This window comes from Sphingomonas sp. Leaf242 (assembly GCF_001422045.1).
Classification (GTDB): Bacteria; Pseudomonadota; Alphaproteobacteria; order Sphingomonadales; family Sphingomonadaceae; genus Sphingomonas.
In genome coordinates this window covers 59,284-73,119 of sequence record NZ_LMLW01000012.1, presented here as the reverse complement: position 1 = coordinate 73,119, position 13,836 = coordinate 59,284, and the positions used below count along the sequence as shown (strand labels likewise).

General features: G+C 64.7%; 14 protein-coding genes and 1 tRNA gene. 7 read left to right on the top strand and 8 right to left on the bottom strand.

The features are described from left to right. Nucleotides 1–7: 7 nt before the first annotated feature. On the bottom strand, nucleotides 8–352 hold the full coding sequence (rplU, locus tag ASF09_RS17735) for a 50S ribosomal protein L21 (protein WP_060527419.1): 345 nt from the start codon (nucleotides 350–352) through the stop codon (nucleotides 8–10). Between the two features lie 252 nt (nucleotides 353–604). Then, on the bottom strand, nucleotides 605–1,000 hold the full coding sequence (hspQ, locus tag ASF09_RS17730; RefSeq protein ID WP_060527418.1) for a heat shock protein HspQ: 396 nt from the start codon (nucleotides 998–1,000) through the stop codon (nucleotides 605–607). Nucleotides 1,001–1,155: 155 nt separating this feature from the next. On the opposite strand from hspQ, the gene ASF09_RS17725 reads away from it, so the two are divergent. Further along, a tRNA-Ser gene (locus tag ASF09_RS17725) sits at nucleotides 1,156–1,245 on the top strand. A gap of 213 nt (nucleotides 1,246–1,458) precedes the next feature. On the opposite strand, the gene ASF09_RS17720 is transcribed toward ASF09_RS17725, so the two are convergent. Both ASF09_RS17720 and ASF09_RS17715 read right to left on the bottom strand, forming a co-directional pair. Next, nucleotides 1,459–2,025 (bottom strand): hypothetical protein, encoded by a 567-nt coding sequence (locus ASF09_RS17720; protein ID WP_060527417.1) that lies wholly within the window; start codon nucleotides 2,023–2,025, stop codon nucleotides 1,459–1,461. A 146-nt stretch (nucleotides 2,026–2,171) separates the two neighbouring features. Next, nucleotides 2,172–2,519, bottom strand: coding sequence for a hypothetical protein (locus ASF09_RS17715; protein ID WP_156359421.1), 348 nt, complete (start codon nucleotides 2,517–2,519; stop codon nucleotides 2,172–2,174). Nucleotides 2,520–2,694: 175 nt separating this feature from the next. Between ASF09_RS17715 and ASF09_RS20470 the strand changes: the two genes are divergently transcribed. Further along, nucleotides 2,695–3,189, top strand: coding sequence for a hypothetical protein (locus ASF09_RS20470; RefSeq protein ID WP_156359420.1), 495 nt, complete (start codon nucleotides 2,695–2,697; stop codon nucleotides 3,187–3,189). 819 nt (nucleotides 3,190–4,008) lie between these two features. Here the strand turns inward: ASF09_RS20470 and ASF09_RS17705 are convergent. After that, nucleotides 4,009–5,394 carry an aminotransferase-like domain-containing protein gene (locus tag ASF09_RS17705; RefSeq protein ID WP_235529881.1) on the bottom strand — a complete coding sequence of 462 codons (1,386 nt, stop codon included), beginning with the start codon at nucleotides 5,392–5,394 and terminating at the stop codon, nucleotides 4,009–4,011. A gap of 113 nt (nucleotides 5,395–5,507) precedes the next feature. On the opposite strand from ASF09_RS17705, the gene ASF09_RS17700 reads away from it, so the two are divergent. Together ASF09_RS17700 and ASF09_RS17695 are read left to right on the top strand one after the other, a co-directional pair. Continuing rightward, nucleotides 5,508–5,846 carry a UrcA family protein gene (locus tag ASF09_RS17700; RefSeq protein ID WP_060527413.1) on the top strand — a complete coding sequence of 113 codons (339 nt, stop codon included), beginning with the start codon at nucleotides 5,508–5,510 and terminating at the stop codon, nucleotides 5,844–5,846. Next, a complete protein-coding gene (locus ASF09_RS17695) occupies nucleotides 5,843–6,685 on the top strand; it encodes a PhzF family phenazine biosynthesis protein (protein ID WP_060527412.1) in 843 nt (280 codons plus the stop codon). Before ASF09_RS17700 ends, ASF09_RS17695 begins: the two co-directional genes overlap by 4 nt. Nucleotides 6,686–6,735: 50 nt before the next feature. Here ASF09_RS17695 and ASF09_RS17690 read toward each other — a convergent pair whose 3' ends face one another. Both ASF09_RS17690 and ASF09_RS17685 read right to left on the bottom strand, forming a co-directional pair. Then, nucleotides 6,736–7,887: a PepSY-associated TM helix domain-containing protein gene (locus ASF09_RS17690; RefSeq protein WP_060527411.1), complete on the bottom strand. Its 1,152-nt coding sequence runs from the start codon at nucleotides 7,885–7,887 to the stop codon at nucleotides 6,736–6,738. Nucleotides 7,888–7,891: 4 nt separating this feature from the next. After that, complete coding sequence (locus ASF09_RS17685) at nucleotides 7,892–10,060, bottom strand: TonB-dependent siderophore receptor (RefSeq protein ID WP_060527410.1); 2,169 nt, start codon at nucleotides 10,058–10,060, stop codon at nucleotides 7,892–7,894. Between the two features lie 146 nt (nucleotides 10,061–10,206). On the opposite strand from ASF09_RS17685, the gene ASF09_RS17680 reads away from it, so the two are divergent. Beyond that, nucleotides 10,207–10,893 (top strand): hypothetical protein, encoded by a 687-nt coding sequence (locus ASF09_RS17680; RefSeq protein ID WP_060527409.1) that lies wholly within the window; start codon nucleotides 10,207–10,209, stop codon nucleotides 10,891–10,893. 34 nt (nucleotides 10,894–10,927) lie between these two features. On the opposite strand, the gene ASF09_RS17675 is transcribed toward ASF09_RS17680, so the two are convergent. Next, on the bottom strand, nucleotides 10,928–11,824 hold the full coding sequence (locus ASF09_RS17675) for a LysR family transcriptional regulator (RefSeq protein ID WP_060527408.1): 897 nt from the start codon (nucleotides 11,822–11,824) through the stop codon (nucleotides 10,928–10,930). 109 nt (nucleotides 11,825–11,933) lie between these two features. On the opposite strand from ASF09_RS17675, the gene ASF09_RS17670 reads away from it, so the two are divergent. Further along, the gene (locus ASF09_RS17670; protein WP_060527407.1) at nucleotides 11,934–12,272 is read left to right on the top strand and encodes a hypothetical protein; all 339 of its coding nucleotides are present in this window, start codon (nucleotides 11,934–11,936) and stop codon (nucleotides 12,270–12,272) included. Then, nucleotides 12,269–13,429 (top strand): MFS transporter, encoded by a 1,161-nt coding sequence (locus tag ASF09_RS17665; protein ID WP_060527406.1) that lies wholly within the window; start codon nucleotides 12,269–12,271, stop codon nucleotides 13,427–13,429. The genes ASF09_RS17670 and ASF09_RS17665 overlap by 4 nt, the downstream gene beginning before the upstream one ends. The last annotated feature ends 407 nt before the right edge of the window (nucleotides 13,430–13,836 follow it).

Below are 13,836 nucleotides of genomic sequence, written 5' to 3'. Positions count from 1 at the left end.
CTACTCCTTATGCCTGAGCGGCCGGGGCGTCAGCCTCGGTATGCTTGGCGGTCTGGCCACCCACGGACACGATCTTGAGGATCGTGTGCTGCTGGCGATGGCCGTTCTTACGACGATAGTTATGACGACGACGCTTCTTGAAGACGATGACCTTGTCCGCCTTCGCCTGCGCGATGATCTCTGCAGCGACGACGAAGCCCTCGACGGACCGCAGCTCGGAGCCTTCGCCCGCCAGCAGAACGTCACCCAGCGTCACCGACGCACCTGCATCGCCCTCGATCTTCTCGATGACGATCTTATCTCCGGCGGCGACGCGATACTGCTTGCCGCCCGTGCGCACGACTGCGAACATGGCCCTTGTCACTTTCCAAATACGTGTATCCCACGAACGCAGGGTCCGCCGGAAGAAGCCGGGCAGCTAAGCGAGGGGGGGAGAGTTGTCAACCGCGAAGGGGCGGGAAGGGGTGGTTTAGGTAGGGCAATCACCGCCACTCCGTCACCCCGGACTTGTTCCGGGGGCCACGGTTCCGCGAATCGACGGCCGATGATCAAGCGCAACGGTGGATGCCGGAACAAGCCCGGCATGACGGAGCGCGATTCGCCTCTAGTGCCGATGAACCTGCCGCAGCGCGTACCGACCATCCGCATACTCACTGAACAGCCCATCGATCGCCGGATGGTCGACCGGCTCGTCGCTATCGTCGGGTACCAGGTTCTGCTGGCTCACATAGGCGACGTAGCTCGACTCCATGTTCTCCGCGAGCAGGTGGTAGAACGGCTGGTCCTTGCGCGGACGAATGTCCTCGGGGATCGCCGCATACCATTCGTCGCTGTTCGCGAACACGGGGTCGACGTCGAAGATCACCCCGCGAAAGTCGAACAGCCGGTGCCGCACGACGTCGCCGATCGAGAAATTCGCATGCGAGATCGGCGGTGCGATCACCTCGGCCGGAATAAGCGGGCAGGTGATGTCGTGAGCGATACTGTCGTGTCGGGGCATATCCGCCAATCTAGGGTCTGTTTTGCGCTGCACAAGGAAAACGCGCCCGACGGTTCCCCGAACCTCGAAATCCGCTTGCGTCCCCAGGGGCACTTGATTAGAGGCCGCGCTTCGACCGATCGGAGGAACTGTTCGCAGCGCCTTGGATGACCTGCGGAGAGGTGGCAGAGTGGTCGAATGTACCGCACTCGAAATGCGGCGTACCCGCGAGGGTACCGTGGGTTCGAATCCCACCCTCTCCGCCAACTTCCTAGATCAACCGGTCTCATGCTGTCCTACACGGCACAGATTAGCCGTGCTTTTTCTCGTGCGGTAGTCTCGCACCGTTCCATCGTGCCTCAGCCGAGCGCAGGCTTGGTATTCTGGGGAGCGCTAAAGACGTCCTAGGGGTATCAAGTGCGCTGCCATCAGGCCAAGGCAGCGGAGAAGCACTCGTGCAGCCCGGCAAGCCGTGTCAGCTAGGGTTGCTTGCCGGGAGGGAGGTCCAGCGCGGACCAGGGAATGATGGCCCAATCCGGGCTGTCGCACGGCCGCTGCGCTCGTGCGAAATAGGCGCCGAGCCACAGTCCCTTGTCCGACAGAGCCCAGGCTGGGAATTGCCACACCTCCGGGTCCGCATAATTGCAGTCGTCATCGCTCGTGCTCGGCGGCGCCATCTCGTCTGGGTGATAGCGCTTGAGCAACGCGACCACGCCGGGAGCGAAGCTTTTGCCGCGATATTTGTACCAGGCGTCGCTGTCTTCATCAGGAATGGGACCCGATCCGAAGTGCAGCAATTCGTCCAGCGTCAGCGCGTGCCCGGTGCGCATGTCATAGCTGTAGCCTTGGGTTCCGAAATCCGGATGCGCGGCGCCGGCACAACTCCAGCTCGTGGTCCACACATAGCTCATGTGATTGACACCGAGCCAAGGCTTGTCCGCCTGCGTCACCTCGATGCCGGGCTTCCCGCCCATGTCGGTACAGGCGAACCACGCTGCCACATTCTGCCATTGGCTGCGGGCAAACGCATGGTTGACCGCAGCCATCGCCGGTGCAGCATAGCCGCGTTCGAGCCGGAACAGCCGGATGCCGGACAGCGGCTCGCGGTACCAGCGGATGGTCCTGCCGCCGATCGTCTCGCTTTGCGCGGGCGTGAAGCGGAGCCCGGCGAAATGCCAGCGCTCATAGGCGGTCAGCTTGGGCGGCAGGTCGTCGGCAGCCCGACCGGAACGCCCGCGGGATGCAGACTCACCGGCAGGCGCCGCCCCTTCGACGTCGTCAGCGCACCGGTAAGGTTGGCCCCCTGCCGGGTCAGGACCAGTTGATCGCCCGTCGTCCGCGATTCCAGGCGCAGGGTGGTACCCGCAATCTTGCCGGAAAGATCGATGTCGAGCCGCGACGTCCGGTAGAAATACTGGCCGGACACCTCCCCCTCGTTTTCCTCGATCGACAGGACGACGCGGGCGGTGCCGACCATCCCTTCATACATCGTCTCGGGTGCGGCAGTCGCGCTCGCTGGCAGCGCTAGAAGGAAAAACATCCCGGCAAGAAAGCGGAGGCCGTGCATGGGAAGCCTGTCGAGCAAAAGGAGTTGGGGCCTTGGCTGTACGGCATCGCTACCGGGAGAGCGATACGGATCGCCACGACCGAAAGCCCCGGCACGATCGCATCAAGGCCGGTCCACCGCCGCCCGAAGTCTGATACGAGCAGACAGCATGATCTCTTCCCTTCTGGTCAACACTGCGACGTTGCTTCTCGCTCTCGTCCTGGCACCTGCAAGCGGGCCCACCGTCGTCACGCCCGCGCCGGGCAGCCCCGAACGAAGGGCCATTCTGAAGGTGCTGCACCACGGTGACGCGCGGCCGGAGGCGCGCTTCCGCATCAGAGACTTTCGCGTCTTTCGTAACGCACCGCGAGCAATCGCCTATATTCAGGGTCAGGGCGAAGTCGGCGGATTTCGAACCATCCTTACCCAGAAAGCACGGATGCCGTGGCGCGAGGTGTGGGGCGAGAGCGACGGCGGCAGCAGCAGCTGCGACACAGGCGCACGCCATTATGCCTGGGTGGTTCGCCTGATCCGTACCTACAAGATCGATCCCGACATGCTGTTCCCTGGGGTGACCACGAAGGCGCAAGACCTGAAGCAGAAGGCGGTAGACGATCCCGAGGCGCAGTGCGTTGGCGATCTGGATGGCGGGCCGGGTGGCTAAGGCGGTGCTGGCGCTGCCGGAAGACTGTGGCGCGGGGCGGAGACTTTCGACAGAAATGATAAAATCGCGGATCGCAACCGCGCTCGCGGGATCGGGCGGACAGGCCGTGCCTACCGCCCGATCCGAGGCGCCGGTGGCCGCGCGCACCATCGACCTTGCACCTAGCATGCGCCATTCGGCTTCTGGATGACGGTGAGCCGGATCGGGCCGGACAAGTGCTATGCGGAGGCGATGCGCTATCGAAGTGCAACGCGCTATGGGGCGGCAAAACGCTAGCGGTGATCGATCCCGAGATGCCGAACCTCCAGCGGCGGGCGGGCCTCTGGCATCCCGAGTCGCCGATGCCGCTTACCGCGGGTTCCTGCGCCAACCCTCACCTGGCCAGCGGCGCGCTCTGGTGCCGTTGAGGCGGGTGCTGCCGCATAGAAGGGTGCTTGCGCCGGCATCTCATACCTACCGAAGCGTGATCGGTCGGGCACTCGCCTGCGCTACCGGGGAGTTGGCAGTCCTCTTTGTCTCCATTTCTGCAACCGTAACGCTCGACGCCGGTTCGACTAGCCGGAACGGACATTTGACAGGTTGGCGATGATCATGTCCCCCACGTTTTTGCTCGTCAGATCGCGATCAAAAACGGTCAGTTTATCGCATGACGAATACCGAAAACTGGTAGAGGAAAAGCCTCGCGGACGACCGGAAGGGTCACACGGAACACGACGTTGCCACCGTTGCGCCAAGGTTCGGGAGTTCGTCAATCACATGGTCGACAGTCTGCTGCCCGTCAGTGAATAGTAATTATCACTAGCCTTGGGCGGCAGCGCGTCACGCCTTCGCCAGAAACGCAAACAGCGCTTCATCGTCACACATCGATACGTTGAACCGAAGATAGTCGCTCCACGCGCCACTGGTGCTGAACACGTTGCCGGGCGCGAGTACGATGCCTTCCGCCAGCGCAGCGCGGGCCAGCGCGACCGCGTCCATTTCGTCGGGTAACCGCGCCCAGAGGAAGATGCCAGCGTCGGGCTCGATCCACGGTTCGATCCCGACCGCGCGGAGTCGCTTCGCCGTCTGCGCCATCGCGCGCGCCAGCCGGGCACGGACGGTCTCGACATGCCGACGATAGCTGCCGTCGGTCAGGACGCCGTGAAGCAGGTCGGCCGACAGCGGGTTGCCCGACATCGATGTCGCGATCCGCAGATCGGCAAGCGCCTCGATCCAGTCTGGCCGCGCGACGATATGGCCGCAGCGGACGGCCGCGGAGAGCGACTTCGAGAAGCTGCCGATGCGGATCACGCGGTCGAGCCCATCGAATGCCGCGAGCCTGGGTGCGACCGTGTGTTCGAAATCGGCGAAGATGTCGTCCTCGACGACGACCAGGTCATGCGCGTCTGCGAGCTTCAGCAGCTTGTGCGCGGTCGCTGCCGCCAGCGTGGCGCCGGTTGGATTATGGACCGCGGAATTGGTCAGGTAGAAGCGCGGGCGGTGCTCCGCCAGCACGGCTGCGAACGCCGCTACGTCCGGCCCCGTTGGCGTCATCGGGGCGCCAACCACCTTGACCCGGTGCGCGCGTAGCAAAGCGAGGAAGTTGAAATAGCACGGATCGTCGACCAGCACGGTGTCGCCGGGTTCAAGCAGGAAGCGGCAGACGAGATCGAGCGAATGCGTGCTACTGTCGGTCAGCAGGATCTGGTCGGGCGCGGCGTCGATGCCCTGTGCGGCCAGACGTCTGGCGAGCAGGGAACGCAACGGCAGCGATCCCTGCGGCGAGGCATAGCCGGTCAGCGCGCCATCGCCCGTATCCCGTGCGGCGGCGCGCAGCCCCTTGCGGATCGCATCGCCCGCAAGCCAGTCGTCGGGCAGCCAGCCGCATCCTGGCATCAGTCGCTTGCCACCCTCGCTCGACGACTGATTGGCAAGCGACTGGCGCAGCATCCACAACGGATCGACCTCGCGCTCTACCGCGCTACCCAGCCGGTCGAGCGCGAGCGGGGCGAGCGGCGAGGCTACGTAGAAGCCCGAACCCGGCCGCGACCGGATCGTGCCATCCGCGGCCAGCCGGTCATACGCCTCGACCACGGTGGATTTGGAGAACCCGATCGTCTCGGCCATCGCGCGGACCGAGGGCAGGCGCGAGCCGGGCATCAGTGTCCGCCGTTCGATCCGATCGCGGATGACGTGCATGACCTGCCCGGTTCGCGTGTCCTGCATGTTCGTCGCCATCGTACCGTTCTCTTGACCAATACAGTTCGGCCCGATCGTACGCATCCGTCCCTGTCAGGGCCAGCCGCAATTCGGCATCGGTCATCGCACAGGAGGCCATCATGAAGACTATCGTTCCCGTTGCATCGATCCTTGCCGCACTGTCCACGCCGGTGATGGCGCAGGAGGTGAAGGTCGGCCCCGCCCGCTATGCCGTCACGGTAGCGCGTGCCGATGTGTCAGCGACCACGCCCACCTTGGCGCTGCGCGCGTTGCAGCGGATCGGTCGTGCGGCGATGGCGGTCTGCGGCGGTTCCGGTGGCAGTCTCCGCGAAGTGACGAGGGCAGTCGAAGCCAGTGCCTGTTGGCGCGAGGCGGTCGACGGTGCGGTCCGCCGGGTAGACGCGCCGCTGCTGTCGCAAGCCTGGCAGGCCCACCACGCATCGGAGAACCGCTCATGACCCGACCCTTCAAGCTCGTCGACGTGTTCGGCACCGCTCCGTTCACCGGCAATCCGCTAGCGGTCATCGCCGATGCCGAAGGGCTTTCCACGGATGAGATGCAGCGGATCACGCGCTGGCTCAATCTGTCGGAAACCACCTTCCTGCTGGCACCGACCGACGTCCAGGCGGACTACCGCGTCCGCATCTTCACGCTTGCGCGCGAACTGCCGTTTGCCGGACATCCGACGCTCGGGACGTGTCACGCGTGGCTGGAGGCAGGGGGCATTCCGAAACGCGACGGCGTGGTCCTGCAGGAGTGTGGCGTCGGGCTCGTCGAGGTCAAACGCGACGACGGTCGGCTCGCATTCGCAGCGCCGCCGCTAGTTCGCAGCGGTGCACCGACCGAGGCGGAGATCGCGGAAGTGGCCGCGCTGCTGCGGATCGAACGGACCGCGATCGTAGACGCACAGTGGGTCGACAATGGTCCCGGGTGGATCGCGGTGATGCTTGCCTCCGCCGCTGAGGTGCTCGCGGTCGACCATGCGCGGTATCACTCCCGCCGCATCGATATCGGCATCGTCGGTCCGCACCCGGCCGGCAGCGACGCCGAATTCGAGATTCGCGCGATCTTCAGCGATGCACACAGCGCGCTGATCGAGGACCCGGTCTGTGGCAGCCTCAACGCTTCGGTCGGGCAATGGCTGTTCGCTAGCGGCCGGGCGACCGATCGCTACGTCGCCGCGCAAGGTTCGTGCATCGGCCGCGACGGACGGATCGATGTCTCACAGGACAAACAGGCGCAGGTGTGGGTAGGGGGCCGGACGATGACGCTGTTCGACGGACAGTGTCGAGGCTGAAATTCCAGCGGGAACGACCCCGTCGGCAATCACGAGCGCGCTCCTGCCGATCAAAGCCGGCGGGCGCGCGACCGGGATCTGGCACTTAACTTTCGCGCGCCGCGCCGTATCCACCAGAGATAGATGCCGGCGATACCGATGGCGAGGAATGCCAAACCGAGGATGAGGACGACGATCTTGCCGACGATCCCGAACGCTTCGCCCGAGTGCAGCGGACGCAGCCAGTAGAAGATGCGGCTGGAGACGTCGCCGCGTTCGTCGTTAATTCCGGTGATCGTCCCGGTGCAGGCGTTCACCGTCACCGTTGCGGACCCGACGTAGCGGACGCGGTCGTCGGGCCGGCTCAGGCGGACCTGCCACGCGCAGTCGGTCGGGTCTTCCGGGGAAAACAGATAGGTCCCGGTGGTGCCGGGCACCTGGCTAGCGAGACGCGCTATGGCGGTTGGGCTTAGCGGCTGGTGCGTATTGATTGGCTCGGCCTTCGCCGGCGGCGCGGTGCGCACGGTCTGTTCGTTGCGCGGGCGCGTATCGATCGGAAGGAGCCCGACGATCCACGACGGACGGATCATGTACGTCCCCGAGATCCCCCAGAGCAGGCACATCACGGCCAGCACGGCGCCCAGCACACGGTGCAGGTCGAAGGTCAGCCGCGGCAGCGTGGCGTTCTTCTTGATCGCAAGCGCCTTGCGCCATTTTCCAGGCTTCGGCCACCACAGCACCAGCCCGGAAACGGTTGAGAGCACGAGGACTAGACCGCTGACCGCGATCAGCAGATCCCCGGCCAGCGGGACGGCGAGCCGCTTGTGCAGCGTCCAGATGAACTTGAGCACCGCCCCGACCGGGCGCTGATGGTCGCGATCGACGCGGCCCGAACTCGGGTCGACGAAGAGCTCGCGAGTGGTGTGGTCCTGGCTGGCGATCAGGACACGGTAGGCATGATCGGCATTGGACGCGGGCAACCCGACCAGCGCCAGGTCGCCGCCGCCATTGGCCGCGCGGGCGAGGGCGACCGCGCGATCGACCCCCACGCCGACGGGTGCGCCGACCGCCGCGTAGGGCGCATCGAACGCGTCCGAAATCTCGTGCTGGAACACCAGGATGCACCCAGTCACGGCTTCGAACACGAACAGAAATCCGAAGCTCAGGCCGATCCATTTGTGAATCTTGAGCCATATCCGACGGCCTCGCGCGGGACCCGCCACGCGGTTAAAACTCGATCTTGCCGGTGAGCATCACCGTCCGCGGCTCGCCGACGCCGATCCGGTAGACGCCGTTCGCATAGGGATAATAGTTTTTATCGAGCAGGTTTCGGGCGTTCAACTGGACGCGGTAGATTATGCCGTTGGCCAGCCGCGCCCGGTAGCGCAGCACTGCATCGACCGTCGCGTAGCCGGGCAGGAATGCCGAGTTTGCGGTGTCGACGGCGATCCGGCTGGAGGCGGTGACGCCCGAGCCCGCCGCCAGTCCCTTGAGCGCACCCGACCTGATCTCGTACGTGCCGAAGATCGATCCCTTGTTGTTGGGGACGTTGACGAAGCGATTGCCGCTAAGCGTCGGATCGTCGCGCACCTTCGCATCGAGATAGGTGTAGGTGGCGGTCAGGTTGAACGCCGGCGTGACCTGACCCGAGACCGTCAGCTCGCCGCCCTGCGCGCGCACGCTGCCCGCGGTCGAGGTAACGTCGTCGGACGTGGTGAGCACGTTGGTCTTGTCGATCCGGAACAAAGCGGCGGTCGTCAGCAGCTTGCCGCCGAAGAACTCGGCCTTTGCGCCCGCTTCCCAGCCTTCGCCCTTTTCGGGTGCGAACGGTCCCGAGGCGGGGACCGGTCCGGCGGCGGGCACCGATGCGTTCGGATGGTAGGACGTGCTGTAGCTGCCATAGACGCTGACGCGATCGGTCACACGGTAGAGCAGGGATGCGCTCGGCAGGAACACGCCCTTGCTGGAATCGTCGCTGACCTCGCCTTGCGCCGCACCGAACTGCATGATGTGCGACCAGCGCAGTCCGGCGGCCGCGGTCAGCCGGCCGAGCGTGACGCTGTCCTGCGCGAAGACGCCCCATTCGCGGCTGCGGTTGACGAAGAACGAGCCATCGCTCGGCTGCGCGACGGCATCGCTCTCGGAACGCTGTCCGTAGACGGGATTGTAGATGTTGAAGCCGCCGCGGATGTCGGACATGTCCTGCCCCGCCTGACGCCGGTTCTGGTAGCGATAGTCCGCGCCGAACAGCAGTTCATGCTTGAGCGCGCCGGTGGCGAACGTCGCGACGCCCGTCTCCTGGAGATAGGTGTTTTCCTGTCGGCCGTGACGATTGGCGAGGACGAACCGCGTCAGGTCGCCCTGCGCGTTCAGCCGCGACGCATTCACCTGAACGTCCGAGGTGAGGTAGTTCATGTACGCCGCGCGGGTCCGCAGCGTGAGCCAGTCGGTGGCCTCGTAATCGAGATTGCCGCGGACGAAATGGCTGACGCTGTGATAGCGCGAGAAATCCTCCGAAAAGCTGCGCTTCGCCGGCACCGCGACGGGCTTGCCGTTCTGCAGGATCGTGCCGCGATCCATCGGCGCGGTGCTGTCGTTATACTCGTAGGCGAGCACCAGCTGCGCCTTGTCGCCGCGCCAGCCGAGCGACGGCGCGATCAGCAGGTTACGCATGTCGTGGCCGACGTTGCGCCAATAATCCTGCTTCTCACCGGCGACGACGAGGCGGTAGGCGGTTTCGCCACCGGCAAGCTGGCCGATCGGTCCCGACAGATCGCCGACCGCGCGGTACTGGCCATAGCTGCCGATATTGCCCTCGAACGCCCGATACGCGGTATAGAGCGGCTGCTTGCGGACGATGTTGATGACGCCGCCGGGCTCGGTGCGGCCATAGAGCATCGCCGAGGGGCCGGAGAGCAGTTCGACCCGGTCGGTATTGGCCTGGAAGCCTCTCGCCATCGCGCCGCGCACGCCGTCGATCAGGATGCCCGGGTTGGTCGAGGCGACCGAGGAATAGACACGAAAGCCGCGGATGTTGAAGCTGTCCTGCGTGCCCCCAAAGCTGTTGTCCTGGCTGACGCCCGGCAACGTCTTGATCGCCTGTTCGAGATTGACGACGCCGCGGTCCTGCAGGACCTGCTGGCTGGCCATGCTGATCGAACGGGGCGTGTTGAGGACATCGGCTGCAACCCCGGATGCGACGTAGGAATCCGTCGGCCGATACCCGTCCGCGGACCGGCTGGCCTGGACGATGATCTCGGCGCCGGTGGTGTCGCCCGTCGGAACGGTGGCCTGCTCGATCGCCTGCGCGAGGGCCGGGAGCGGCGCCAGTATCGCTAGGGTCAGTCCCCCTAATGCGGCGTTGCGCGAAAATCGGCGCGTCGTTTGAAGCCTCATGCTTGCGTACCCCTTTTGATGCGGCGGCAATTAAGCTAATGCGAATGAGTTGCATATATTGTTTCGGATAGGTAGCGGTGACCAGCGTAGAGGTCCGGCTTGTGCTACGGGGTGCACCCGGTTCCCCTTTTACCAACGGACGAGACATGAAGCTTGGGTTTGCGTTTCTGGCCGTCATTGCGGTGGCATGGGCTGGTCCTGCCTTTGCCGACATGACGGCGCACTATGTCGGTTCCGACGACAACAGAATGATGACGATAGAGATCGCCACCAAGGGCGATTTCCGGGTGACGATCGGCGACGCTTCCCATTATTTCCTCACCAGGGCGGGGCGAGACTATCTCGTAGAGACCAATGCTGCCGGGCCGACGGTCATGCGGCAGGAGGACGTCGCCACCGCGATGATCGAACAGGTGAAGCCCAATGTGCGATCGTCGCCGCACAAGAGCGAGGCCGACGCGCGTCTCGTGGCACGCGGCCCGGTCAGCATCCGGGGGCGCAAGGGGGTGGCCTATGGCCTGATCTTCGACGGCAAGAGCGGGGGCGACGACGAACCCTATCTGGTCGTCAGCGACGATCCGACCCTGGTGCCGCTTGCCGCGGTGATGCGCAAGCAGTTCGCCGCGTCGATCGGCACGATGCACGGCATTTTCGGCACCGAAAACCCGTGGGCCTTCATGGAGGGTATGCTGGACAAGGGCGCGCCGCTCGTCTTCCTCGGCATGACGCTCGACACGATCGACCACGCGCGCATACCGGCGTCGCGCTTCGTGTTGCCTGCCTCGCCGATCTCGCTCGACGCGGTCAGGCGCGACTTCGCTACGGCCCCATAGATGATGTCGAGGGACTGCGTCGGTAAACGTGCCGTCACTGACATCGGTTCGACGGTTGCTCCAGTGTCAGGCGGGACGTCATGAAGTCGATGAACGCCCGCAACCGCGCTGTGACCTGGCGACTGGCTGGCCACAATACGCTGAACTGATCGAACGCGTGGATATGCTGTTCCAGCAACGACACGAGCCGACCGTCGAAGATTTCCTGCCGTATCGAGAACGGCGGCAGGCAGGCGATGCCGTGTCCAGCGATCGCCAAGTGGATCAGGGGATCGACCACGTTGGCGCTCATCGTTTCCGGTATGACCGATGCAGCCCCGGCGAGGGGCCAGGGGCGGAGCTTGCCTGTACTGGGTGAGCGTTGTCGCAGACAGCGGTGGGCTGCCAGATCCTGCGGCGACGCCGGGCTGCCGTACTCGGCCAGATAGGCGGGGGCGGCAACTAGCAGTAGCCGGAAGCGCCCGGCGTTGCGGCTCATCAGCCGGCTATCCGTGGGGTATCCCGTCCGCACTACGGCGTCGAAGCCTTCATCGATTACGTCGACCAGCCGATCGCTGAAGTCCAGATCGAGCTGGACCTCGGGATATGCGGCCATGAAGTCGGCCAATACCGGCGCAAGGAACATCGCAACCAGCGGCAGGCTGACGCGGAGCCTGCCCCGCGGTGTAGGATGAGTCTGGCCCAATTCCGCGCGTGCCGCTTCCATCTCGGCCAGGATGCGGCGGCATCGCTCGAGGAACATGCGCCCTTCCTCGGTCAGCGCCATCTTGCGGGTATTCCGGTGGAACAGGCGCGTCTGCAATTGCTCCTCCAGCCGCACGACCGCCTTGCCGACGGCAGATGCGGTCAGTCCCAATTGACGGCCGGCGGCGACGAAGCTGCCGGTCTCGGCAGCTTGGACGAATGCGGTAAGTGCAACGAACTGATCCATCGAGCCGACATATCGGAACGATGTTCCGCAGTCATCGGAACAGCGGCCCGTTTTTCCCCCTCGCCGACTGGCCTAACTCCGGCTCTCCAGGCACGATCAGGAGCGCGAAATGGCCGCCACGTTTACACATTCACCCACGCCGACGACGTTCATCGTCAATGTCATCCACACCCATCGCGGCAAGCCGGACGAGGCGTTCCGTATCATCCAGGACGTCGTCCACGATGTTGCCGAGCGGAAGCCTGGGCTTCTCTGGAGCAACCTTGCCAAAAGCACCGATGGCCTGACCGTCGTGAACGTCGAAGCCATTTCCGACCCCGGCGATGTCGCGCTGTTTTTCTCGGACTCCGTCTTCGTCGAGAAGTTCGAGCAGCTGAACGCCGTCTCGAGCAGTGAATTTCATACCTATACCGTCGGCGACCTCGTGCTGCCGCCGGTCGCCGCATGACATCCGCATCCGATCGACTGCCGTTGTCAGGGCTGCTTGCCTTGGCCGCCGCGGGGTTCGTCACCATCCTGACAGAGGCGCTTCCCGCCGGTCTGCTGCCGCAGATCGGGCGCAGCTTCAGCGTGAGCGAGGCGCTGGCCGGGCAGTGGGTCAGCGTTTTCGCGCTCGGGTCGCTGCTCGCCGCGATACCGCTGACGGCCGCGACTCGACAATGGCGACGACGCCCGCTGCTGATCGGTGCGATAGCCGGGTTCGCCGTCGCCAATCTGCTGACGGCGATGACGGGCAGCTTCGTCGTGTCGCTCGTCGCACGCTTCGTCGGCGGGGTATCGGCGGGTTTGCTGTGGGCGTTGCTGGCTGGGTATGCCCTCCGCATGGCGCCCGATCGCATGGCCGGACGCGCTATGGCGGTGGCGATGGCCGGCACGCCGCTGGCATTGTCGATCGGAATCCCCGCCGGAACGATGCTCGGCACTCTGGCGGGGTGGCGTACGGCGTTCGTGCTGCTGAGCGCGATTGCCGTAATGCTGGCAGGCTGGATGGCGCTGCGACTGCCGGATTTTCCGGGCGAGGACGCGGTGGACCGCCCCTCGCTGGGGCGTGTCTTCGTGCTACCCGGCGTGCGTCCGGTGTTGCTTCTGACGCTTGCCTTCGTCCTCGCGCACAACATCCTTTACACATATATCGCACCGCTGCTGGCACGGGCCGGCATGCCTGCGCAGATCGACCGCGTGTTGCTCGCCTTCGGTGTGGCCGGGCTGGTGAGCATCGTGCTGACGGGGATGCTGGTCGACCGCCATCTCCGCCTGCTGACCGGCGTCGGCATCGTGCTGTTCGCCAGCGCCGCGATGCTGTTGGCGGCGTCCGTCGGACCTATCGGCGTCTACGTGGCGGCTGCAGCCTGGGGGCTGGGCTTCGGTGGCGCAGCGACCGTGTTGCAGACCGCTTCCGCACGCGCAGCGGGCGCGTCGGCGGATATCGCGCAAGCCATGATCGTCACCGCCTGGAACCTAGCGATCGCCGGCGGTGCGGTTGTCGGCGGGTATTTGCTAGACGGGTTTGGCGCGGGCGCATTGCCATGGGCAGCGTTGCTGTTGCTTGCGGTGGCGCGGGTAACTGCCCTGCAGCCCCATCAAGACAGCACGCCCTTGCCGTAGTGGTCACGCTGTAGCAGACCATCGACATGCGACTCCTGTCCAATCTCCTTTTTGCCTTGTCGGCCTTTGTCAGCGGCTGTGCGATCCTGTTCTACGTTTACCTGTCAAATTTGGCATGTGGATATTCGCCAGGTGCCTCAAGCTGTCATGCTTGGCCTTGGGATCTTGGCAGCGATGACAGGTTCTGGTTGGTAAAGATGCCGGTAGGTATCGTGATTGTCCTCATAGTTGGTGGCTTATTGTTCCGCCGTAAGGCGACGCTGAGGGGAATGCGACAGTCCAGCTGAGGATGTACTTCGTCGCGTAAGATTATCGCTGCCCCGGCGGTTTGAGGCCGTGCGCGTGGGACTATTCTGTGCCCGTTACGTTTCCCGAAGTTTGATCCCTTTTAAGAAAGGCCGCAGCGT

Excerpts from the sequence above, each read along its gene's own strand:
- rplU (WP_060527419.1), bottom strand. The coding sequence starts at position 352 with ATGTTCGCAGTCGTGCGCACGGGCGGCAAGCAGTATCGCGTCGCCGCC.
- hspQ (WP_060527418.1), bottom strand. The coding sequence starts at position 1,000 with ATGCCCCGACACGACAGTATCGCTCACGACATCACCTGCCCGCTTATT.
- ASF09_RS17720 (WP_060527417.1), bottom strand. The coding sequence starts at position 2,025 with ATGGCTGCGGTCAACCATGCGTTTGCCCGCAGCCAATGGCAGAATGTG.
- ASF09_RS17715 (WP_156359421.1), bottom strand. The coding sequence starts at position 2,519 with ATGTTTTTCCTTCTAGCGCTGCCAGCGAGCGCGACTGCCGCACCCGAG.
- ASF09_RS20470 (WP_156359420.1), top strand. The coding sequence starts at position 2,695 with ATGATCTCTTCCCTTCTGGTCAACACTGCGACGTTGCTTCTCGCTCTC.
- ASF09_RS17705 (WP_235529881.1), bottom strand. The coding sequence starts at position 5,394 with ATGCAGGACACGCGAACCGGGCAGGTCATGCACGTCATCCGCGATCGG.
- ASF09_RS17700 (WP_060527413.1), top strand. The coding sequence starts at position 5,508 with ATGAAGACTATCGTTCCCGTTGCATCGATCCTTGCCGCACTGTCCACG.
- ASF09_RS17695 (WP_060527412.1), top strand. The coding sequence starts at position 5,843 with ATGACCCGACCCTTCAAGCTCGTCGACGTGTTCGGCACCGCTCCGTTC.
- ASF09_RS17685 (WP_060527410.1), bottom strand. The coding sequence starts at position 10,060 with ATGAGGCTTCAAACGACGCGCCGATTTTCGCGCAACGCCGCATTAGGG.
- ASF09_RS17680 (WP_060527409.1), top strand. The coding sequence starts at position 10,207 with ATGAAGCTTGGGTTTGCGTTTCTGGCCGTCATTGCGGTGGCATGGGCT.
- ASF09_RS17675 (WP_060527408.1), bottom strand. The coding sequence starts at position 11,824 with ATGGATCAGTTCGTTGCACTTACCGCATTCGTCCAAGCTGCCGAGACC.
- ASF09_RS17670 (WP_060527407.1), top strand. The coding sequence starts at position 11,934 with ATGGCCGCCACGTTTACACATTCACCCACGCCGACGACGTTCATCGTC.
- ASF09_RS17665 (WP_060527406.1), top strand. The coding sequence starts at position 12,269 with ATGACATCCGCATCCGATCGACTGCCGTTGTCAGGGCTGCTTGCCTTG.